Raw genomic sequence first — 21,873 nt, 5'->3', positions numbered from 1 at the left:
TTCCTTTCATTCGAACGCTCCCGGCAACAGGCCACGGTAGGTCGGTATTCCGGCGACCGGCTCGGCAGCCAGCATCGCGGCGAGCACCGCGCCGGCCAGAACGTCGGCGGCCGCCGCCCCCACGGCCGTCATCAACGGCACCTCCGGCGACATGGACGCCGGGAGGGTCGGGTCGGGATCCACCTCGACCGCGCCGGTGGCCAGCGCGAACACCGTGTCACCGTCCAGCGGGGTGTGGCAGGGCCGGATCGTGCGGGCCAGCCCGTCCTGGGCGGCCACCGCCACCCGTCGGCAGGCCGCCTTGCTCAGCGCGGCGTCGGTCGCGACGACGGCGATCGTCGTGTTGAGCGGCCCGAACTCTCTGTGCCGGTCGGCGTAGGCGGCCACCTGGTGGGCGGGCGGCGAGACCAGGCCGAACTCCTCGATGTGGTCGGCCTGCCAGGGCAGCCCGGTACCGGGGTCGACGACGTCGCCGGCCGAGTTGACGACGACGAGGGCGCCGACGGTGACGCCGATGTCGAGGGTCACCGAGGCGGTGCCCACCCCGCCCTTGAGCACCCCGGCCCGCGCTCCGACACCGGCGCCGACGGTGCCGATCCCGGTGTCGCTGCCCGCGGCGGCGGCCGCGCGGTACCCGAAGTCGGCGGTCGGCCGGCACTGCCAGCCGCCGACCGGCAGGTCGAAGATGACCGCGGCCGGCACGATCGGCACCACGCCGCCGTCCATCGCCACGCCGCGTTCCTGCTCCTCCAGCCAGGTCATCACGCCGTCGGCCGCGGCCAGCCCGAACGCGCTGCCGCCGGTGAGCACGACGGCGTCGACATGGCGTACGGAATTGCCGGGATCGAGCAGGTCGGTCTCGCGGGTGCCGGGCGCGCCGCCACGGCCGTCGACGGCGCCGACGGTGCCCGGCGGGGTGAGCACCACCGTCGTCCCGGTGGCCCAGCCGGAGCCCAGCGCCGCGTCGGGGTCGAGCACGTGGTGGTGACCGACCCGGATGCCGCCGACGTCGGTGATGGCGCCGGGCATCAGCGCCCGCCCATCAGGCTGACCACCAGATACTCCTGCAGCACCGTCAGCCACTGGTACACGTCGAGGTGCCCGGCCATCGGGTGCTCGTGCGGCAAGTGGTCGGGTCCGTCGGGCCCGATCTCGAGCATCGTGCCCAGCGCGAGGCGCACGTCGTTGACTGCCGACACCCACGCCTGGGCATCGTCTTCGGACAGCTCGAACTTGCCTCCGCCCGGCGGTACCGTCGCCAGCAGGCGTTGCGCCGCGGCACGTTTGGCGTCGATGATCTCGGGTTCGTGCAGGCTGCGCAGCGCGCTGTTCAGGCTTTCGGCCGGACCCGAACCCGCGGGATGATCGGTGGCGGGACGGTAGAAGTCCGGCAGCAGCCGCTTCATCGTATCGTCTTGCGGCGGAATCGAATTGCCGATACGGATACCGGTGATCTCAGCGAGTTCGTCGACGGGGGCCGACGATTCGCGATCGTCGAGCATGCCCAGCAGCGACGACACCAGGCTGGAGAGCAGATCGGCCTCGTGGGCGGCCAGCGCCGACCGGAACCGGGGGCCGTCGCCGCCTTCGACCCGCTTCCATTTACGCACAGCGAATTCAGCGGTCCTGCTGCAGTGTCGCCCACAGCCCTGCGGCATGGAGCTTGGACACGTCGACTTCCATCGACTCCCGGCTGCCCGCCGAGACCACTGCCTTGCCCTCGTTGTGCACCTGCAACATCAGCTTGGTGGCGTGCGGCTCGCTGTATCCGAAGAGCTTCTGGAAGACGTAGGTCACGTAGGTCATCAGATTCACCGGGTCGTCCCAGACGATGGTGATCCAGGGGGTGTCGGCCGCGACGTCGGAGTCCACGTCGCGTTCTTCGCGGGTCTCCGGTCGTGCCTTCGCCGGCGTCACCATGCCGGCAAGAATACCGGGGTCACGCACCGGCTCCGAACCGATACGGTTGGGCCGTGACTTCGCCGCTCCCGGGCCCGGCCGACGCTGCGCCTCTCCGGTCGGTGGCGCTGCTGACCGACAAGTACGAACTGACGATGCTCGCCGCGGCGCTCAAGGACGGCACCGCCCACCGACAGACCACCTTCGAGGTGTTCGCCCGCCGCCTGCCCGACGGCAGGCGCTACGGCGTGACCGGGGGCACCGGGCGCCTGGTGGAAGCGTTGCCGGACTTCAGGTTCGGCAGCGACGAGCTCGCCGCGCTCTCGGATTTCCTCGACGACGACACGCTGGCCTACCTCGCCGACTACCGGTTCACCGGCGACATCGACGGGTACCCCGAGGGCGAGTTGTACTTCCCGGGGTCCCCGGTGCTCTCGGTGCACGGCACGTTCGGTCAGTGCGTGGTGCTCGAAACGCTGGCGCTGTCGATCTTCAACCACGACACCGCGATCACCTCGGCGGCGGCCCGCATGGTCAGCGCCGCCGACGGGCGTCCGCTGATCGAGATGGGCTCGCGGCGCACCCACGAGTACGCCGCCGTCGCCGCGTCGCGGGCGGCCTACCTCGCCGGCTTCACCGGATCGTCGAATCTGGAGGCCGAGCGCCGCCACGGCGTTCCCGCGCTGGGCACCAGCGCGCACGCGTTCACGTTGCTGCACACCGACGCCGGCCAGAGCGCCGACGACGGCGAGAAGGCGGCGTTCCGGGCCCAGGTGGACGCGCTCGGCGTCGACACCACGCTGCTGGTCGACACCTACGACATCACCGCCGGGGTCGCCAATGCGATCGAGGTGGCCGGGCCGGGCCTCGGGGCGGTGCGGATCGACTCGGGCGACCTCGGTGTGCTGGCCCGGCAGGTCCGCGCGCAGCTCGACGGCCTGGGCGCCACCGGGACCAAGATCGTGGTGTCCGGTGATCTCGACGAGTTCGCGATCGCCGCGCTGCGCGCCGAACCGGTCGACCTGTACGGCGTCGGAACCTCCGTGGTCACCGGATCGGGCGCGCCGACCGCGAGCATGGTCTACAAGCTGGTCGAGGTGGACGGCCTGCCGGTGGAGAAGCGCAGCAGCCACAAGGAGTCACACGGGGGCCGCAAGCAGGCGATCCGGCTCGCCAAGCAATCGGGCACCATCGTCGAGGAGATCGTCCACCCCGCCGGCCACCCGCCCGAGATCCCGCAGGGCCTCGTCGGCCGCCCCGTGACCGTCCCCCTGATGCGCGACGGGCGGCCCGTCGCCGACCTCGGCCTCGACGCCGCCCGCGAGCGTGTCCAGCAGGGTCTGCGCAGTCTGCCGTGGGACGGCCTCAAGCTCTCGAAGGGCGATCCCGCGGTGCCGACCCGGATGATCGCTCCGCGCCGCGGGCGGTAGGCCGGATGGGCACCCGGCCGGGCGAGGTCACCGATCTGCTCGCCACCGCAGTCGCCGCCCTCGGCGGCACCGGCCGCGCCGGTCAGGTCGCGATGGCCGAGGCCGTCGCGGCGGCATTCGCCAGCGGCGAGCACCTGGCCGTGCAGGCCGGGACAGGCACCGGTAAGTCGCTGGCCTATCTGGTCCCGGCGATCGCCCAGGCGGTGGCCGACGGGCGGCCGGTCGTCGTGTCGACGGCCACCATCGCGTTGCAACGTCAGCTCGTCGATCGCGACCTGCCGCGCCTGGCCGACTCGCTCACCCCGCACCTTTCCCGCAAGCCCACCTTCGCTCTGCTCAAGGGTCGCGGAAACTATCTGTGCCTGAACAAGATTCACAACGGAGCCGCCGAGCCGGCCGACGACGGACCGCAGGAGCGGCTGTTCTCGCCCGCCGCCTCCAGCGCGCTGGGCCGCGACGTCGCCCGCCTCACCGAGTGGTCGTCGGACACGCAGACCGGCGACCGCGACGAGCTGGTCCCCGGCGTGCCCGACCGGTCCTGGTCGCAGGTCAGCGTCTCGGCACGCGAGTGCATCGGCGTCTCGCGCTGCCCGTTCGGCACCGACTGCTTCGCCGAACGGGCACGCGACCGCGCCGCCGGCGCCGACGTGGTGGTGACCAATCACGCGCTGCTGGCCATCGACGCCATCGGCGAGGCCAACGTGCTGCCCGAACACGACCTGTTGATCGTCGACGAGGCCCACGAGCTGGTGGACCGGGTGACCGGGGTGGCGACCGCGGAACTGTCCGCCACGTCGCTGGGAGTCGCGCAGCGCCGCGCGGCCCGCGTGGTCGACGCCGAGCTCGCGCAGCGCTTCGAGGCGGCCTCGGCGACGTTCACCTCGGCGATCTTCGACGCGCAGCCGGGCCGAATCGACGTGCTCGACGAGGAGCTGGGTAGCTACCTGAGTGTGCTGCGCGACAGCGCCGGCCGGGCCCGCACCGCGGTCGACACGGCGCCGAGCGATCCGAAGACGGCCTCGGCGCGGGCGGAGGCGGCGACGGCACTCGGCGACGTCGCCGACACCGCGGCCCGGATCCTGGCGTCGTTCGTCCCCGCCATCCCTGACCGCACCGATGTCGTCTGGCTGGAACACACCGACGACGGCCGCTCCGGCACCCGCACCGTGTTACGGGTCGCCCCGCTGTCGGTGGCCGGACTGCTGCGCAGCCGACTGTTCGGCCACACCACCGCGGTGCTGACCTCGGCGACGCTGACCGTCGGAGGCGACTTCGACACGATGGCGTCGTCCTGGGGGCTCACCGGCGACCCCGACGCGACTCTCCGCTGGCGCGGCCTGGACGTCGGCTCCCCGTTCGACCACGCCCGCGCGGCCATCCTCTACGTCGCCGCACATCTGCCCCCACCCGGGCGCGACGGCACCGGATCGGCCGAGCAGCTGGACGAGATCGCCGCGCTGATCACCGCGGCCGGGGGTCGCACGCTGGGCCTGTTCTCCTCGATGCGCGCGGCCAAGGCCACTGCCGAGATCATGCGCGAGCGGCTCGACACGCCCGTGCTGTGCCAGGGCGACGACAACACCGCCGCGCTGGTGGCGCGCTTCGCCGAGGACGAGGCGACGTCGCTCTTCGGCACCCTGTCCCTGTGGCAGGGCGTCGACGTGCCCGGCCCCTCCCTGTCGCTGGTGCTCATCGACCGGATTCCGTTTCCCCGGCCCGACGACCCGTTGCTGACTGCGCGGCAGCGCGCGGTCGCCGCGCGGGGCGGCAACGGCTTCATGGCGGTCGCCGCCAGTCACGCCGCGCTGCTCCTGGCCCAGGGCACCGGCAGGCTGCTGCGCCGCGTCGACGACCGCGGGGTGGTGGCGGTGCTGGACTCGCGAATGGCGACAGCCCGCTACAGCGGGTTCCTCCGGTCCTCGCTGCCACCGTTCTGGGCGACCACCGACGGCGATGCCGTCCGCGCCGCACTGCGGCGCCTGTGTGCGCCGCACTGAACCGTCGAGGTTCCGCGTCTACCGGGCAGCGGGGGCGCCGGATCACTATTGTCGACAGCGCACATGTGCGGTGGTCCAGGCCGCGGAATGACCCGAAAGGCGGCGTCATGGGTCCGTCGATCAATCCCAGGCGGGTACTCGGCGTGACGATCGGGGTGTGCTCGCTCCTGATCGTCGCCGCGTGCTCGACGACGTTGCAGGGCAACGCCGTATCGGTGTTCGACGATCCGTTCAAGGTCGCCGGCCTGCCCGCCACGGACGGTCCGACCGGGCTGCGGCCGGGCGCCGAGGGTCCCAGCCGCGACGTCGACGGCGGCGACGGCGGCGACATCGACAACCTCGCCGCGAGTGCGGTCAGCGACATCGAGCAGTACTGGGAGACCGCGTATCCCGAGACGTTCAACGAGGGGTTCACCCCCGTCAAGTCCCTGATCTCCTGGGATGCCAACGACTTCGGCGGCACGTTCTGTGACGAGGACACCTACGGGTTGGTCAACGCCGCGTACTGCTACACCGACAAGACGATCGGCTGGGACCGCGGGGAGCTGCTGCCCGGCCTGCGTAGGGCTCACGGCGACATCGGGGTGGCGATGGTACTGGCCCACGAATACGGTCACGCCGTCTCGCGCGCGGCGGGGCTGTCGAATGACAACACCAAGACACTGGTGGCCGAGCAGCAGGCCGACTGCCTCGGCGGCGCCTACATGCGCTGGGTGGCCGAGGACAACTCCCCGCGGTTCTCGCTCAGCACCGGCGACGGTCTGAACAACGTGCTGGCGGGCGTCATCTCGTTCCGCGATCCGCTGCTGCGGGAGGGTGATCCCGACGCCGGTTTCGACGAGCACGGATCGGCGTTCGAACGCATCTCGGCGTTCCAATTCGGCTTCACCGACGGCCCGGCGGCATGCGCCGGGATCGACATGCGCGAGATCGGACAGCGCCGCGGTGACCTCCCGGTCCTGCTGCCCGAGGACCAGACCGGGGAACTCCAGATCGACGAGGACTCGGTGCGCTCGATCGTCGACGCGATGGGCATCCTGTTCACGCCGCAGAATCCGCCGGCGCTGAGCTTCGACGCGCAGGCCGCGAGCAGCTGCGCCGACGCCCGGCCGAGCCCGCCCGCGTCGTACTGCCCGGCCACCAACACCATCGTCGTCGACCTGCCCGCACTGCAGCAGCTCGGCGCCCAGGACGACAACGGCGGCCTGGCCACCGGCGACAACGTCGCCTACTCGGTGCTGGTGTCGCGCTACATGCAGGCGATCCAGCAGGCACACGGCGGGGTGGCCCTCGACAACGCCGAGGCCGCCCTGCGCACTGCGTGCCTCACCGGGGTGGCGACGGTCAAGATGTCCAAACAGGTCACCACCCCCGACGGCAACACGATCGCGCTGACGGCAGGTGATGTCGACGAGGCGGTGTCGGGGATGCTGACCAACGGTCTGGCGGCCAGCGACGTCAACGGCGAATCGGTGCCGTCGGGGTTCTCCCGCATCGACGCGTTCCGCGTCGGCGTCCTCGGCGACGCGGACCGCTGCTTCAAACGCTTCCCCTGATCACCCCGCGAGCGCGACCAGCCCCCACTCGTTGTCCCCGGCCAGCAGCCGGTGGTGCGGCAGCACCCGGACGGTGTAGCCGACCGGGCCGGTGACGGGCAGCGGCGTGCTCGCCGTGAAGACGTCCTGCCCGCCCTCGGCGGCGCCGACGTGCGTCATCGGCAGCGTCACCGGATCGACCAGCGCGTCGCCGGCGTCGACGCGCCCGAGAACCGCCTGCACCGTCACCTCGTCGGGCCGCAAGCCCTCGAGGCACACCCGCGCGGTCAGGGTCAGCTCCGAGCCCAGCAGCGGAGTGTCGGGCAGCCCGGAGCTGTCGACCTCGAGGATCCGGATCTGCGGCCACACCTTCTCGACCCGCTGCCGGTACTCCGCCAGTTCGCGCGCGGCGCCGAACGCCATGGCGTGCTCGGCGTCTCCGGACGCGCCTGGCTCGATCGACTGCCGAAGCGCCCGCGCCGCGGGCAGGTAATAGTTCTGCGTGTAGTCGCGGACCATCCGCGACGCCAGCACCTTGGGGCCCAGCACCTGCAGCGTGTGGCGCACCATCTCCACCCAGCGGGTCGGCACGCCCCGCTCGTCGCGGTCGTAGAACTTCGGCGCGACCGCGCGCTCGAGCAGGTCGTAGAGCGCGGCGGCCTCCAGGTCGTCGCGGCGGTTCTCGTCGGCGAGCCCGTCGGCGGTGGGGATCTCCCACCCGTTCTCGCCGTCGAACCACTCGTCCCACCACCCGTCGCGGATCGACAGGTTCAGACCGCCGTTGAGCGCGCTCTTCATCCCCGAGGTGCCGCAGGCTTCCAGGGGGCGCAGCGGGTTGTTCAGCCACACGTCGCACCCGTGATACAGCGTGCGGGCCATCGACATGTCGTAGTCGGGCAGGAACGCGATGCGGTGCCGGACCTCGGCGCGGTCGGCGAAGCGGACCACCTGCTGGATCAGCGCCTTTCCGCCCTCATCGGCGGGATGCGACTTGCCCGCCACGATGAGCTGCAGGGGGCGCTCCTTGTCGAGCAGCAGCTTGGTCAACCGGTCCGGGTCACGCAGCATCAGGGTCAACCGCTTGTACGTCGGCACGCGGCGGGCGAACCCGATGGTCAGCACGTTGGGGTCGAAAGCGGTTGCGATCCAACCCAGTTCGGCCTCAGCGGCACCGCGCTCCAGCCACGAGCGATGTAGCCGGTCACGCACGTCGTGCACCAGCGCCTCGCGCAGCTGCGAGCGGATCCACCACAGATGCCCGGGATCGACCTCGTGCAACCGCTCCCACGTCTCGGGCTCCTGCAGGGAACTCAGGTCCTCACTGCCGATCAGCTCGCGGCCCAACTCCAGCCACTGCGGCGCGGCCCAGGTGGGTGCGTGCACGCCGTTGGTGATCGAGCCGATCGGCACCTCGGCGGGGTCGAAACCCGGCCACAGGTCGTTGAACATCTCCCGGCTGACGCGGCCGTGCAGCAGCGACACCCCGTTGGCCCGCTGGGCCAGTCGCAGGCCCATGTGCGCCATGTTGAACTTCGTCGCGTCGTCCTCGGCGCCGAACGCGAGGATGCGCTCCAGCGGCACCCCGGGCAGCAGCCGTGACCCCACACCACCGGGATCGGGGCCGAAGTAGCGCTCCACCATCTCGACCGGGAACCGGTCGATACCGGCGGGCACCGGCGTGTGCGTGGTGAACACCGTCGAGGAGCGGACCACCGTCAGCGCGGTGTCGAAATCGAGACCGGCCTCGATGAGCTCACGGATGCGCTCGGTGCCCAGGAAGCCGGCGTGCCCCTCGTTCATGTGGAAGACCTCGGGCGCAGGCAGCCCCTCGATCTCGGTGAAGGCGCGGATCGCGCGGACGCCGCCGATGCCGGCGAGGATCTCCTGCTTGATGCGGTGATCCTGGTCGCCGCCGTAGAGCCGGTCGGTCACCGACCGCAGGTCGTGATCGTTTTCGGGGATGTCGGAATCCAAGAGCAGCAACGGGATTCGGCCGACCTGGGCGACCCAGATCCGAGCGTAGAGCTGCGCGCCGTCGGGTAGCGCCAGACTGATCAGCACCGCCTCGCCGGAGGCGTCGGTGAGCAGACGCAGCGGAAGACCCTGGGCGTCGAGCGACGGGTAGTTCTCGTGCTGCCATCCATCGGCGCTCAGGGACTGCCGGAAGTAGCCGGAGCGGTAGTACAGGCCGACCGCGATCAACGGCAGGCCCAGGTCTGACGCAGACTTCAGGTGGTCCCCCGCGAGGATGCCCAGGCCTCCCGAATAGTTGGGCAGCACCTCGGCCACGCCGAACTCCATCGAGAAGTACGCGATGCCGTTGGGCAGGACCGGGTCCTTGCCGCCCTGCCTGTCAGCGCCGAGCTGCTGGTACCACAGTGGGCGGGTCAGATAGTTGTCCAGTTCCGCGGCGAGCTCCTCGAGGCGGTGGACGAACGCATCGTCGCCCGCGAGCGCCTCCAGTCGCGCCGGGCTCACCTGCCCGAGGATCGCCACCGGATCCCCGTCGACGAGTTTCCACAGCTCCGGGTCGATGGACTCGAACAGATCCTGGGTCGGTTTGTCCCATGACCACCGCAGATTGATCGACAGCCGCTCGAGCGCGGCCAGACGCTGCGGAAGATGGGCGCGGACGGTGAACCGACGGAGAGCTTTCACGCGTGCTCACCTTACTGCCGTGCGGCCGCGCCGTGGGCAACGCTTCGGTGACGTCCGATGCCGCCCGGTGGGTTGAGGTCGACACTACGGTGGGTATAGGCGCGACGAGGTTGCACAACCGAGTTGTGAACGAGACCGACAACGACGACGGGCGGCGGCCGCCGCCTGTCGAGTGCGAAGCGATAGGGAGTTCTCACGTGACCACCGGTCGGATCGAAATCGACGACGTCCAGCCCGTGGTGTCCGGAGGTCGGTTCCCCGCCAAGGCGGTGGTCGGCGAGGTGGTTCCGGTGAGCGCGACGGTGTGGCGGGAGGGCCACGACGCGGTCGCGGCCACGCTGGTCGTGCGCTACCACGGAACCACCTATCCGGCGCTGGCCGACGAACCGGCCGGCCGGGTGCGCACCACCGAGGCCGTGCCGATCCAGGAGGTCGTGAGCCCGGCCCCGCGGACCCGGCCGATGACGCTGCCGATGGCGACGGGCCGCACCCCCGACGTCTTCCACGGCCAGTTCTCTCCCGACACCGTCGGGCTGTGGACCTACCGCGTCGACGGCTGGAGCGACCCGATCGCGACGTGGCGCCACCACGTGATCGCCAAGCTCGACGCGGGCCAGAGCGAAGGCGAGCTGTCCAACGACCTCCTGGTGGGGGCGAAACTGCTGGAGCGGGCGTCGGCGGGCGTGCCCCGCCAGGATCGCTACCCGCTGATCGAGGCCGCCGAGCGGCTGCGCACCCCCGGCGACCCGTTCTATCGGGCGGGTGCGGCGCTGTCCCCGGAAGTCACCGAACTCGTCGACCAGTACCCGCTGCGGGAACTGATCACCCGCGGTGAGGTGTACGGCATCTGGGTGGACCGGCCCCTGGCCCGGTTCAGCTCCTGGTACGAATTCTTCCCCCGGTCCACCGGCGGCTGGGACAGCTCCGGCAACCCGGTGCACGGAACGTTCGCGACGGCGACCAAGGCGCTGCCGCGGATCGCGCGGATGGGCTTCGACATCGCCTACCTGCCGCCCATCCACCCCATCGGAAAGGTGCACCGCAAGGGCCGCAACAACAGCGTCACCGCCGGCCCGCACGACGTCGGCTCGCCCTGGGCGATCGGCAGCGACGAGGGCGGCCACGACGCCGTCCACCCCGATCTGGGCACGATCGAGGACTTCGACGATTTCGTCGCGGCCGCCCGCGACGAGGGCCTCGAAGTCGCCCTCGACCTGGCGCTGCAGTGCGCGCCCGACCACCCGTGGGCACGTGCGCACCCGGAGTGGTTCACCGTGCTGCCGGACGGCACGATCGCCTACGCGGAGAATCCGCCCAAGAAGTACCAGGACATCTATCCGCTCAACTTCGACAACGACCCGGCCGGGCTGTACGAAGAGGTGCTGCGGGTCGTCCGTTTCTGGATTTCGCACGGGGTCAAGGTGTTTCGGGTCGACAACCCGCACACCAAGCCACCGAACTTCTGGGCCTGGCTGATCGGCGAGGCCAAGAACACCGATCCGGACGTGCTCTTCCTGTCCGAGGCGTTCACCCGGCCGGCCCGACTGTTCGGGCTCGCGAAGCTCGGGTTCACGCAGTCCTACACGTACTTCACCTGGCGTACCGCCAAGTGGGAGATCACCGAGTTCGGTCGCCAGATCGCCGAACACGCCGACTACGCCCGGCAGAGCCTGTGGCCCAACACCCCCGACATCCTGCACGAGAGCCTGCAGCACGGCGGGCCGGGCATGTTCGCGATCCGGGCCGCGTTGGCGGCAACGCTGAGCCCGACGTGGGGCGTGTACTCCGGTTTCGAGCTGTTCGAACACCGTGCGGTGCGGGAGGGCAGCGAGGAGTACCTGAATTCCGAGAAGTACGAACTGCGTCCGCGCGACTTCGACGCCGCCCTGGCCGACGGCGAATCCCTCGAGCCGTTCCTGACCCGCCTGAACGAGATCCGACGGCTGCATCCCGCACTGCAGCAGACCCGGACGATCACGTTCCACCACGTCGACAACGACGCGCTGCTCGCCTACAGCAAGTTCGATCCGATCTCCGGCGACCAGGTGCTCGTCGTCGTGACCCTCAACCCGTTCGGGGCCGAAGAGGGCACGGTGTGGTTGGACATGGCCGCAGTGGGAATGGACACCCCAGAGCGTTTCTGGGTGCGCGACGAGATCACCGGAGAGGAATACCAGTGGGGCCAGAGCAACTACGTGCGCCTGGAACCCGCCCGTGCGGTGGCGCACGTGCTCAACATGCCCCAGATCCCGGCCGACCAACGAATGAACCTACTGCGTAGGGAGTGACGACATGGCGAAAGCGTCGAACCTGACCAAACAGATCGACAGCCCGCACCTGCGGCCGCACACCGCGGATCTGAACCGACTGCTCGACGGCGAGCACCACGATCCGCATTCGGTGCTCGGCGCCCACGAGTACGACGACCACACCGTCATCCGGGCGTACCGCCCGCACGCGGTCGAGGTCGCCGCCCAGATCGGCGGTGTGCGGTACCCGTTGCAGCACATCGAGGCCGGCGTATTCGCTGTCGCGGTCCCGTTCACCGACCTGATCGACTATCGGCTGGAGGTGGACTACTCCGGCGAGGAGTCCGGCTTCGTCCACACCGTGGCCGACCCCTACCGGTTCCTGCCGACGCTGGGCGAGATCGACCTGCACCTGTTCTCCGAGGGGCGCCACGAGCGGCTGTGGGAGATCCTCGGCGCCCATCCGCGCAGTTTCACCACGCCCGACGGCGTCGTCGAGGGCGTGTCGTTCGCGGTGTGGGCGCCGAACGCCAAGGGCGTCAGCGTGATCGGCGACTTCAACCACTGGGGTAACGAAGCCCAGATGCGGGTGCTGGGCTCGACGGGTGTGTGGGAACTGTTCTGGCCCAACTTCCCCGAGGGCGGCCTCTACAAGTTCCGTGTGCACGGCGCGGACGGCGCCGTCACCGAGCGTGCCGACCCGATGGCGTTCGCCACCGAGGTGCCTCCGCAGACCGCGTCACGGGTGTTCGTCAGCGACTACACCTGGTCTGACGAGGAGTGGATGTCCGGCCGTGCGCTGCGCAACCCGGTCTTCGAGCCGATGAGCACCTATGAGGTGCACCTGGGGTCGTGGCGGCCGGGGTTGAGCTACACCGAACTCGCCGAGCAGCTCACGGAATACGTCGTCGAGCACGGCTTCACCCACGTCGAGATGCTGCCCGTCGCCGAGCATCCGTTCGGCGGATCCTGGGGCTACCAGGTCACCTCGTACTACGCCCCGTCCTCCCGGTTCGGGACCCCCGACGAGTTCCGCTACCTCGTCGACGCGCTGCACCAGGCGGGCATCGGCGTGATCGTGGACTGGGTCCCCGCGCACTTCCCCAAGGACGCATGGGCGCTGGGCCGATTCGACGGCACCGCGCTCTACGAGCACGGCGACCCCCGCCGCGGTGAGCAATTGGACTGGGGTACTTACGTTTTCGACTTCGGCCGCTCGGAGGTGCGCAACTTCCTGGTCGCCAACGCGCTGTACTGGCTGCAGGAGTACCACATCGACGGGCTGCGGGTGGACGCCGTCGCCTCGATGCTCTATCTCGATTACTCCCGTCCCGAGGGCGGCTGGACGCCGAACATCTACGGCGGGCGGGAGAACCTGGAGGCGGTGCAGTTCCTGCAGGAGATGAACGCCACCGTCCACAAGATCAATCCGGGCATCGTGACGATCGCCGAGGAGTCCACCTCGTGGCCGGGCGTCACCCGGCCGACGAACCTTGGCGGACTCGGCTTTTCGATGAAATGGAACATGGGCTGGATGAACGACACGCTGGAGTTCATCAAGCGCGATCCGATCCACCGCAGCTACCACCACCACGAGCTGACGTTCTCGCTGCTGTACGCGTTCAGCGAGAACTTCGTGCTGCCGATCAGCCATGACGAGGTGGTGCACGGCAAGGGAACGCTGTGGGGCCGCATGCCGGGCAACGACCACATGAAGGCGGCCGGCATCCGGAGTCTGTTGGCCTACCAGTGGGCACATCCGGGCAAGCAGCTGCTGTTCATGGGCCAGGAATTCGGCCAGCGCGCCGAATGGTCCGAGGAACGCGGCGTCGACTGGTTCCAGCTCGACGAGCAGGGCTTCTCGGACGGCATCCTGCGGATGATGACCGACGCCAACAGCATCTACCGGGACAGGCGGGCGCTGTGGTCGCGGGACACCAAGCCCGAGGGCTACTCCTGGATCGACGCCAACGACTCGGCCAACAATGTGCTGAGCTTCCTGCGGTTCGGCGACGACGGGTCGATGATGGCCTGCGTGTTCAACTTCTCCGGCTCTGAGCACAGCAGCTACCGGTTGGGCCTGCCGCACGCCGGCACGTGGCGGGAGGTGCTCAACACCGACAGCGACACCTACCACGGGTCGGGGATCGGCAACTACGGCGCCGTCGAGGCGACCGACGAGCCCTGGCACGGACGTCCGGCCTCGGCGGTGATGGTGTTGCCGCCGCTGGCCGCGCTGTGGTTCGAGCCGGAGCAGACCTAGTCGGCCCCGCGGGTCAGTAGAGCGCGTTCGCGAGGTTGCGGCGTCCGGCGATGACCTCGGGGTCGGCCGGGTCGAAGAGATCGAACAGCTCGATCAACCGGGTGCGCACAGCACTGCGCTCGTCCCCAGCGGTGCGCTTGACCAGGGCGATGAGCCGATTGAAGGCAGCCTCGACGTTCTGCTGGAGAACTTCGACGTCAGCGGCGGCGAGCGCGGCGTCGACGTCGTCGGGAGACGCATCGGCGATCGCGACCGCGTCCTGCGGGTGCGTGGTCGCGCGCTGCAGGAAGCCGATCTGACGGACGGCACCCTTGGCTTCGGGATGATTCGGGTCGGCGTCCAAGATGGTCTGGTAGGCGGCGCGCGCCCCGTCGAAGTCGCCCTCGTCGAGCAGCGTGCGCGCCCGTTCGACCTCGGGATCGACGAGCTCGCCCTGCTCGACGTCCTGGCCGCCACTGAGCTTTCCGGCCGTGGCCTCGAGCAGCGAATCGACCCAGCGCCGCAACTGCTCCGGGGGCTGCATGCCCTGGAAACTCGACAACGGCTGGCCGGCGGCCAGAGCGACCACCGTGGGAACCGCCTGGACGCCGAACATCTGCGCCACCCGCGGTGTGGTGTCGACGTTCACGGTCGTCAGAGCCCACTTCCCGGCGTCGGCCTGTGCGAGCCCGGACAGGATGTCCGCCAGTTGCACGCTCGAGTCGCTGCGCGGCGACCACAGCAGCACGACGACCGGCACCTGGTTGGAGCGGACCAGCACCTCGGCTTCGAAATTGACCTCGGTGACCTCCACCCCGCCCGGAGCGCCGCCGGACGGACCGTCACCGGAGGGGGCCGGTCGCTGCTTGAGGGCTGACAGATCGACGGCGCCCGCCAGGGCGGGCGAGATGCGGGGTCCAGGACGTGTCACGTGACCAAGTCTGTCACGTCGTTTCGGGTGCCGTCCGTCCCGGTTGCCCAGCCGTCACAGCGACCGGATCCGACCCCATGCGACCCGTCCTATCAGCCCATATGAGGAAGATCACACTGCCCAGCGGCACGATGCTGCCCAGCAACGCCAGCAACCATGTGCCGACCCCCCACTTGAGGGCCATGCCGGTGAGCACCGCGGCGACGAGGAAGGCGATGAACACCCCGCCGTGCACCGGGCCGAAAACCTTCACGCCGACCTCGGTACGCGGGGTGCCGAGGTACTTGAAGTACATGCCGATCAGCAGTCCGATCCAGCTGAGGGCCTCGGCGAAGGCGATCAGACGGAACCACGCCGCGGCGTTGCGGACGTCGAATGCGCGTGTCATGGCCCCATTGTGCCGGAGCGGCACGCTAGCTACTACAGAGTGTCGTTGCCAGAGGTCGATGCGCTCAGGGCCGGCGCAGGATCAGCGCATCGCCCTGACCGCCGGCGCCGCACAGCGCGGCCACCGCGTAACCAGAGCCTCGTCGGGCCAGTTCCAGCGCCGCGTGCAGGGTGATGCGTGCGCCCGACATGCCGATCGGGTGGCCCACCGCGATCGCACCGCCGTTGGTGTTGACCTTCTCCGGATCCACACCGAGCTCCTTGGTCGACGCCAGCGCGACAGCGGCGAACGCCTCGTTGATCTCGATGACGTCGAGCTGGTCGAGCGAGATGCCCTCCTTGGCGACGGCCTTCTTGATCGCGTTGGCCGGCTGGCTCTGCAGCGTGGAATCCGGGCCGGCGACCACGCCGTGGGCGCCGATCTCGCACAGCCAGGTCAGACCCAACTCCTCGGCCTTCGCCTTGCTCATCACCACGACCGCGCAGGCCCCGTCGGAGATCTGCGACGCCGACCCGGCGGTGATGGTGCCGTCCTTGCGGAACGCCGGCTTCAGCCCGGCCAACGACTCGGCGGTGGTGTCGGCGCGGATGCCCTCGTCCTCGGTGAACTCGATCGGATCGCCCTTGCGCTGCGGGATCTTCACCGGCACGACCTCATCGGCGAACACCCCGTCTTTCCAGGCCCGGGCCGCCTTCTGATGCGAGTTCGCCGCGAACTCGTCCTGCTCGGCGCGGGTGAACTGGTCGACGTCGTTGCGCTGTTCGGTCAGGGCGCCCATCGGCTGGTCGGTGAACACGTCGTGCAGACCGTCGTAGGCCATGTGGTCGAGCACCGTGACGTCGCCGTACTTGTACCCCGACCGGCTGTTCATCAGCAGGTGCGGCGCCTTCGTCATGGACTCCTGGCCGCCGGCGACGACCACCTCGAACTCACCGGCCCGGATCAGCTGGTCGGCCAACGCGATCGCGTCGATACCCGAGAGGCACATCTTGTTGATGGTCAGCGACGGCACGTCCCAGCCGATGCCGGCTGCGACCGCGGACTGGCGCGCGGGCATCTGCCCAGCGCCCGCGGTGAGCACCTGGCCCATGATCACGTACTCGACAGCAGAAGCGGGCACTCCGGCTTTCTCCAGGGCGCCGGCAATCGCGACGGCGCCCAGATCGCTGCCGGAGAAATCCTTCAGCGAACCCATCAGCTTGCCCACCGGGGTGCGAGCTCCAGCAACGATCACCGACGTCGTCATGACAACCTCCAACTGAGTTTCGAGCGCCTCCCATGAGGCTATACATCGGCACCGATCTATTCGAAACCGATCTTGTTAGGTAACTTCGCTGTTATGACCGCCGAGCAGACTGACGCCCGTCCTGTGCTGGCCACCGCGCTGGTCACCGCCATCGATCACGTCGGCATCGCGGTGCCCGACCTGGACGCGGCGATCAAGTGGTACCACGACCATCTCGGCATGATCGTGTTGCACGAAGAGGTCAACGAGGAGCAGGGCATCCGCGAGGCGATGCTCACGGTCCGCGGCGCTCCGGTCGGCAGCACGCAGGTGCAGCTGATGGCCCCCATCGACGACGATTCGACGATCGCGAAGTTCCTCGACAAGCGCGGCCCCGGTCTGCAGCAGTTCGCCTACCGCGTCAGCGACCTCGACGCGCTGACCGACCGGCTGCGCGAGCAAGGCGTCCGGTTGCTCTACGACGCACCGCGGCGCGGCACGGCGAACTCCCGCATCAACTTCATCCATCCCAAGGACGGCGGCGGCGTGCTCATCGAGCTCGTCGAGCCGGCCACCGACGCGCACTGATCCGGCGGGTCCTCACGACCAGCGCCGCGTCGGTCCCCGCGTCGCGCGGTTGGCCCAGCACGGCGTGTGCCAGTGCCGGCGGTCGTCGAGGCCGGACTCCCCCGCGTCGGCCCGCCACACCACGACATGGGCGACTCCGGGCCTGATCTCGTGATCGCATCCGGGGCACCGGTACACCTTGACCGCCCGGGCCCCCGACACCGGCCGCACCTCGTAGTCGTCACCGTCCGGTCCGGTCTCGATGCGCCGCGGCAGCGGCAGCGGATCGTGCTGCCGGCGCTTTCTCGCCGGTCGCCTCGCCATCAGAACAGCCGGAACTCGTCGCTGTCCATGCCCCGCATCTTGTCGTAATCCAGGATCAGGCAGCGGATTCCGCGATCCACAGCGAGCGTGCGGGCCTGCGGCTTGATCTGCTGGGCGGCGAAGACCCCCGCGACGGGGGCCAGCACGCTGTCGCGGTTGAGCAACTCGAGATAGCGGGTCAGCTGCTCGACCCCGTCGATCTCTCCGCGCCTCTTGATCTCCACGGCCACCGAGCGGCCCTGCTCGTCGCGGCACAACAGGTCCACCGGCCCGATCGGGGTCATGTACTCCCGGCGCACCAGCGTGTAGCCGGCGCCGAGCAGCTCGACGTGTTCAGCCAGCAGCGCCTGCAGGTGCGCCTCCACGCCGTCCTTGACCAGACCGGGGTCGACACCGAGTTCGTGACTCGAGTCGTGCTCGATGGCCTCGATGGTGATGCGCAGTTGCTCACCCGCCTTGTTCTGCACCACCCACAGGCCGTCGGCGTCCTCGACCATCCAGCAGGGCGGACTCATCCAGTTCAACGGCTTGTAGGCACGGTCGTCGGCATGCACGCTGACCGAACCGTCGGCCTTGATCAACAGCAGACGGCGGGCGGACGGCAGATGCGCCGTGAGGCGTCCGACGTAGTCGACGGTGCACTGGGCGATCACGAGACGCACCGATCCACCTTAAACGCCCCCTGCGGTCACTAGGCTGACGCCACGATGACCGCGAACAGGACAGCGGCACAGCGGCTGGGTCGCGTGCTCGAACGTGTGACCCACCAGAGCGGCAGAGTCGCAGGCACCCCGGAGTACGGATCGTGGATTCTCGGCCGGGTCTCGGAGAGTCAGCGCCGCCGCCGGGTACGCATCCAGATCATCCTCACCACCTTCGTGGTGGTCGCGAACCTGATCGGGATCGGCGTCGCGACGCTGGTGGTGACGGTCGCGTTCCCGATCCCCAGCGTGTTCGACTCCTCGGTCGGCTGGATCACGTTCATCGTGGTTCCCGCGTATCTGGTGGCCGCGCTCGTCGTGGGGGTGTTCTGGGCGACGCGACGGGTGATGAACAACGTGCGGTGGGCCATCGAGGAACGCCCGCCCACCCGCGAGGATCAACGCAACACGTTCCTGGCGCCGTGGCGGCTGACCCGCGTACTGCTGGTGCTGTGGGGTCTGGGCACGGTGCTGCTGACCACGCTCTACGGCCTGCAGGACACCGACTTCATCCCGAAGTGGCTGCTGGGGGTGAGCTTTCCGGGCATCGTCGTCTCGGCGAGCTGCTATCTGTTCACCGAGTTCGCGCTGCGGCCGGTGGCGGCTCAGGCGCTCGAGGCCGGCAAGCCGCCGCGGCGGATCGCCGACGGGCTGATGGGACGCACCATGCTGGTGTGGGTGCTGGGTTCCGGTGTGCCGGTGGTCGGCATCTTCCTGGCCGCGGCGATCACGCTGATGCAACGCAACCTGACCCCGACGCAGTTCACCGTCGCGGTGATGATCCTGGCCCTGTTCGCGCTCGTGTTCGGCGCGATCCTGATGTTCATCCTGGCGTGGCTGACGGTCACCCCGGTGCGGGTGGTGCGCGAGGCGCTCAACCGCGTGGAGCGCGGCGATTTCGATACCGATCTCGTGGTGTTCGACGGGACCGAGTTGGGTCAGTTGCAGCGCGGCTTCAACTCGATGGTGCACGGGCTGCGGGAGCGGGAGCGGGTGCGCGACCTGTTCGGCCGTCACGTGGGCCGGGAGGTGGCACTGCTGGCAGAGAAGGAGCGGCCCCAGCTGGGCGGCGAAGAGCGTTATGCCGCAGTCATCTTCGTCGACATCATCGGATCGACGAAGTTGGTCACCAGCCTGCCGGCGGTGGAGGTCGTCGAACTGCTCAACCGGTTCTTCGCCGTGATCGTCGAGGAGGTCGACCGGCATCACGGCCTGGTGAACAAATTCGAGGGCGACGCGGTGCTGGCCGTGTTCGGCGCACCGGTCTCACTCGATCACCCCGAGGACGAGGCCCTGGCCGCGGCGCGGGAGATCGCCCGGCGACTGTGCGACGAGGTGCCCGAATGCGAGGCGGGCATCGGCGTGGCGGCGGGTACCGTCGTCGCCGGTAACGTCGGTGCGCGGGAACGCTTCGAGTACACCGTGATCGGGGAACCGGTGAACGAGGCCGCGCGACTCTGCGAGCTGGCCAAGAACGAGCCGTCACGTCTGGTGGCGTCGTCGGAAACAGTGGACAGCGCAACTGATTCCGAACGGTCGCACTGGCGGTTGGGTGACACGGTGACGCTGCGCGGGCACGACGAACCGACACGGCTGGCCACGCCGGTCCGTCAGAATTGAGCCGCGGGCGGCCCGCTGCTGCGATGTCGTTTTCCCGCTAGTAATGGTCGGTGGGCCGTGACATCGTCAACGGTATGCACACCGACTTCGACCGCTGCTACCGCGCCGTCCAGGCCAAGGACGCGCGGTTCGACGGCTGGTTCGTCACCGCGGTGCTGACCACGAAGATCTATTGCCGGCCGAGCTGCCCCGTGCGTCCGCCGTTCGCCCGCAACGTGCGCTTCTATCCCACCGCCGCGGCCGCGCAGCGGGAGGGCTTCCGCGCCTGCAAGCGGTGCCGACCCGACGCGTCGCCGGGGTCTCCGGAATGGAATGTGCGTGGTGACGTCGTCGCGCGTGCCATGCGCCTGATCGCCGACGGCACCGTCGACCGCGACGGCGTCAGCGGCCTGGCCGCCCGACTCGGGTATACGGTGCGCCAGCTGGAGCGGCTGATGCAGGCCGAGGTCGGGGCCACGCCGCTGGCGCTGGCCCGGGCGCAGCGCTCGCACATGGCCCGGGTGCTCATCGAGACCACCGACATGCCGTTCGGCGACGTGGCGTTCGCCGCGGGCTTCGCCAGCATCCGGCAGTTCAACGACACGGTCCGTGCGGTCTGCGACCTGACGCCCACCCAATTGCGCCGGCGCGCCCTTCAACGATCGCACGACGACGTGCCGACGAGCGGAGTGATGACGCTGCGGCTGGCGGTCCGGACGCCGTTCGCCTACGACGGTGTCTTCGGGCACCTCGCGGCCACGGGCATACCCGGCGTCGAGGAGGTGCGCGGAGAGACCTACCGACGCACGCTGCGGCTGCCGCACGGCAGCGGGATCGTCGGACTCACTCCGCGTCCGGATCACGTCACCTGCCAGCTGTCGATCGATGACTTCCGCGACCTCCCCGCGGCGATCGCGCGGTGCCGGCGCCTGCTCGATCTCGATGCCGACCCGGAGGCCATCGTCGAATTCCTCGGCTCCGACGCCGAACTCGCCTCGGTGATCGCCAAGTCACCGGGGCAACGTATCCCGCGCACCGTCGACGAGCACGAACTCGCGATTCGCGTGGTGCTGGGTCAGCAGGTGTCGACGGCGGCGGCACGCACCCACGCGGCCCGTCTGGCGGCCGCTTATGGACATCCCGTCGACGATGCTGCCGGGGGACTGACGCACGTCTTCCCGTCCACCGCCGATCTCGCCGAGATCGACCTGCGCCATCTTGCGCTGCCGAAGGCACGCCAGCGCACGGTGATGACCTTGATCGAGGCCATCGACACCGGCGAGCTGATTCTCGACTCCGGCTGCGACTGGAACCGCGCTCGAACACAGTTGTTGGCCCTGCCGGGCATCGGGCCGTGGACCGCCGAGATGATCGCCATGCGCGGCCTGGGCGACCCCGACGCGTTCCCCGCGACCGATCTCGGGGTGGTGGTGGCCGCCCGCCAGCTCGGTCTGCCGGACGAACCGAAAGCGCTTGCCGGCCGCAGCGAACGTTGGCGGCCCTGGCGTTCCTATGTGACACAACATCTTTGGACCACCCTCGAGCACTCCGTCAACCAATGGCCCCCGAAGGAGAGATGATGGACAGCGTGCGTTATCGGACCATGGACAGTCCCGTCGGAATGCTGACCCTGGCGGGTGTCGGCGACCGGTTACAGCATCTGCGGATGGTGGACCAGACCTATGAACCCAGCCGTGAAGGCTGGGAGCCCGATGAGGAGTCCTTCGCCGACGCGGTGGCACAACTCGGGGAGTACTTCCGCGGCGAGCGCGTCGACTTCGACCTCGAGCTGGACATGGTCGGTACCGATTTCCAGCGCAGGGTGTGGGAGGCACTGCGGACGATCCCGTACGGGGAGACCCAGTCGTATGGGGAGATCGCCGCGCAGATCGGGTCGCCCGGCGCCTCCCGCGCCGTCGGACTGGCCAACGGGCACAACCCGATCGGCATCATCGTGCCGTGCCATAGGGTGATCGGCGCCAACGGCAGTCTGACCGGATACGGCGGCGGACTGGACCGCAAGAAGTTGCTGTTGGGGATGGAGAAGCGCTACGCGCCGGCCGTGCCGACGCTCTTCATCTGAGCAGCCTGATACACAAATGCCTGTGCCCCCCAACAGAATTGGGGG

The 21,873-nt window shown here is 69.4% G+C and carries 18 protein-coding genes; 9 read left to right on the top strand and 9 right to left on the bottom strand.

Going from position 1 to position 21,873, the window contains the following annotated elements; genetic code table 11:
• Nucleotides 1–6: 6 nt before the first annotated feature.
• From MCHUDSM44219_RS00860 to clpS, 3 genes are read right to left on the bottom strand one after another with little or no spacing between them, the layout of a single operon-like run.
• Nucleotides 7–1,029, bottom strand: coding sequence for a P1 family peptidase (locus MCHUDSM44219_RS00860; protein WP_048416335.1), 1,023 nt, complete (start codon nt 1,027–1,029; stop codon nt 7–9).
• Nucleotides 1,029–1,610 (bottom strand): oxidative stress transcriptional regulator AosR, encoded by a 582-nt coding sequence (gene aosR, locus MCHUDSM44219_RS00855; protein ID WP_048416334.1) that lies wholly within the window; start codon nt 1,608–1,610, stop codon nt 1,029–1,031. The genes MCHUDSM44219_RS00860 and aosR overlap by 1 nt, the downstream gene beginning before the upstream one ends.
• 7 nt (nt 1,611–1,617) lie before the next feature.
• Nucleotides 1,618–1,920 carry an ATP-dependent Clp protease adapter ClpS gene (clpS, locus tag MCHUDSM44219_RS00850; RefSeq protein WP_048416333.1) on the bottom strand — a complete coding sequence of 101 codons (303 nt, stop codon included), beginning with the start codon at nt 1,918–1,920 and terminating at the stop codon, nt 1,618–1,620.
• Between the two features lie 134 nt (nt 1,921–2,054).
• Here clpS and MCHUDSM44219_RS00845 point away from each other — a divergent pair, with 134 nt between their 5' ends.
• From MCHUDSM44219_RS00845 to MCHUDSM44219_RS00835, 3 genes are all read left to right on the top strand, one after another.
• Nucleotides 2,055–3,329 carry a nicotinate phosphoribosyltransferase gene (locus tag MCHUDSM44219_RS00845; RefSeq protein ID WP_236695302.1) on the top strand — a complete coding sequence of 425 codons (1,275 nt, stop codon included), beginning with the start codon at nt 2,055–2,057 and terminating at the stop codon, nt 3,327–3,329.
• Between the two features lie 5 nt (nt 3,330–3,334).
• Nucleotides 3,335–5,326, top strand: a complete 1,992-nt coding sequence (locus MCHUDSM44219_RS00840; protein ID WP_048416331.1) for an ATP-dependent DNA helicase — start codon at nt 3,335–3,337, stop codon at nt 5,324–5,326.
• A gap of 107 nt (nt 5,327–5,433) precedes the next feature.
• Entirely contained in the window at nt 5,434–6,882 is a 1,449-nt protein-coding gene (locus MCHUDSM44219_RS00835; protein ID WP_048416330.1) for a neutral zinc metallopeptidase, read from the top strand.
• Here the strand turns inward: MCHUDSM44219_RS00835 and MCHUDSM44219_RS00830 are convergent, their stop codons facing one another.
• Nucleotides 6,883–9,519 (bottom strand): glycosyltransferase family 1 protein, encoded by a 2,637-nt coding sequence (locus MCHUDSM44219_RS00830; protein WP_048416329.1) that lies wholly within the window; start codon nt 9,517–9,519, stop codon nt 6,883–6,885.
• Nucleotides 9,520–9,716: 197 nt separating this feature from the next.
• On the opposite strand from MCHUDSM44219_RS00830, the gene MCHUDSM44219_RS00825 reads away from it, so the two are divergent.
• The gene (locus MCHUDSM44219_RS00825) at nt 9,717–11,807 is read left to right on the top strand and encodes an alpha-1,4-glucan--maltose-1-phosphate maltosyltransferase (RefSeq protein WP_048416344.1); all 2,091 of its coding nucleotides are present in this window, start codon (nt 9,717–9,719) and stop codon (nt 11,805–11,807) included.
• A gap of 4 nt (nt 11,808–11,811) precedes the next feature.
• Nucleotides 11,812–14,031, top strand: coding sequence for a 1,4-alpha-glucan branching protein GlgB (gene glgB / locus MCHUDSM44219_RS00820; protein ID WP_048416328.1), 2,220 nt, complete (start codon nt 11,812–11,814; stop codon nt 14,029–14,031).
• 13 nt (nt 14,032–14,044) lie between these two features.
• Here the strand turns inward: glgB and MCHUDSM44219_RS00815 are convergent, their stop codons facing one another.
• From MCHUDSM44219_RS00815 to MCHUDSM44219_RS00805, 3 genes are all read right to left on the bottom strand, one after another.
• A complete protein-coding gene (locus tag MCHUDSM44219_RS00815; protein ID WP_048416327.1) occupies nt 14,045–14,941 on the bottom strand; it encodes a tetratricopeptide repeat protein in 897 nt (298 codons plus the stop codon).
• 13 nt (nt 14,942–14,954) lie between these two features.
• Nucleotides 14,955–15,329, bottom strand: coding sequence for a DUF3817 domain-containing protein (locus MCHUDSM44219_RS00810; RefSeq protein ID WP_048416326.1), 375 nt, complete (start codon nt 15,327–15,329; stop codon nt 14,955–14,957).
• 64 nt (nt 15,330–15,393) lie between these two features.
• Complete coding sequence (locus MCHUDSM44219_RS00805; RefSeq protein WP_048416325.1) at nt 15,394–16,575, bottom strand: acetyl-CoA C-acetyltransferase; 1,182 nt, start codon at nt 16,573–16,575, stop codon at nt 15,394–15,396.
• Nucleotides 16,576–16,668: 93 nt separating this feature from the next.
• On the opposite strand from MCHUDSM44219_RS00805, the gene mce reads away from it, so the two are divergent.
• On the top strand, nt 16,669–17,142 hold the full coding sequence (gene mce / locus MCHUDSM44219_RS00800) for a methylmalonyl-CoA epimerase (RefSeq protein ID WP_048416324.1): 474 nt from the start codon (nt 16,669–16,671) through the stop codon (nt 17,140–17,142).
• A 12-nt stretch (nt 17,143–17,154) separates the two neighbouring features.
• Here mce and MCHUDSM44219_RS00795 read toward each other — a convergent pair whose 3' ends face one another.
• Both MCHUDSM44219_RS00795 and nucS read right to left on the bottom strand, forming a co-directional pair.
• Nucleotides 17,155–17,445: an Rv1322 family protein gene (locus MCHUDSM44219_RS00795; RefSeq protein ID WP_048416323.1), complete on the bottom strand. Its 291-nt coding sequence runs from the start codon at nt 17,443–17,445 to the stop codon at nt 17,155–17,157.
• Entirely contained in the window at nt 17,445–18,107 is a 663-nt protein-coding gene (nucS, locus tag MCHUDSM44219_RS00790; RefSeq protein ID WP_048416322.1) for an endonuclease NucS, read from the bottom strand. The genes MCHUDSM44219_RS00795 and nucS overlap by 1 nt, the downstream gene beginning before the upstream one ends.
• Before the next feature lie 45 nt (nt 18,108–18,152).
• Between nucS and MCHUDSM44219_RS00785 the strand changes: the two genes are divergently transcribed.
• The 3 genes from MCHUDSM44219_RS00785 to MCHUDSM44219_RS00775 all read left to right on the top strand — a co-directional run bounded on the left by MCHUDSM44219_RS00785 (nt 18,153) and on the right by MCHUDSM44219_RS00775 (nt 21,828).
• Nucleotides 18,153–19,766 (top strand): adenylate/guanylate cyclase domain-containing protein, encoded by a 1,614-nt coding sequence (locus MCHUDSM44219_RS00785; RefSeq protein WP_048416321.1) that lies wholly within the window; start codon nt 18,153–18,155, stop codon nt 19,764–19,766.
• Nucleotides 19,767–19,840: 74 nt separating this feature from the next.
• Entirely contained in the window at nt 19,841–21,325 is a 1,485-nt protein-coding gene (locus MCHUDSM44219_RS00780; RefSeq protein ID WP_048416343.1) for a DNA-3-methyladenine glycosylase 2 family protein, read from the top strand.
• Complete coding sequence (locus MCHUDSM44219_RS00775; protein ID WP_048416320.1) at nt 21,325–21,828, top strand: methylated-DNA--[protein]-cysteine S-methyltransferase; 504 nt, start codon at nt 21,325–21,327, stop codon at nt 21,826–21,828. The genes MCHUDSM44219_RS00780 and MCHUDSM44219_RS00775 overlap by 1 nt, the downstream gene beginning before the upstream one ends.
• Nucleotides 21,829–21,873 lie beyond the last annotated feature (45 nt).

The sequence above is a fragment of the Mycolicibacterium chubuense genome (assembly GCF_001044255.1).
Classification (GTDB): Bacteria; Actinomycetota; Actinomycetes; order Mycobacteriales; family Mycobacteriaceae; genus Mycobacterium; species Mycobacterium chubuense.
This window is presented reverse-complemented; position numbering and strand designations above follow the sequence as displayed.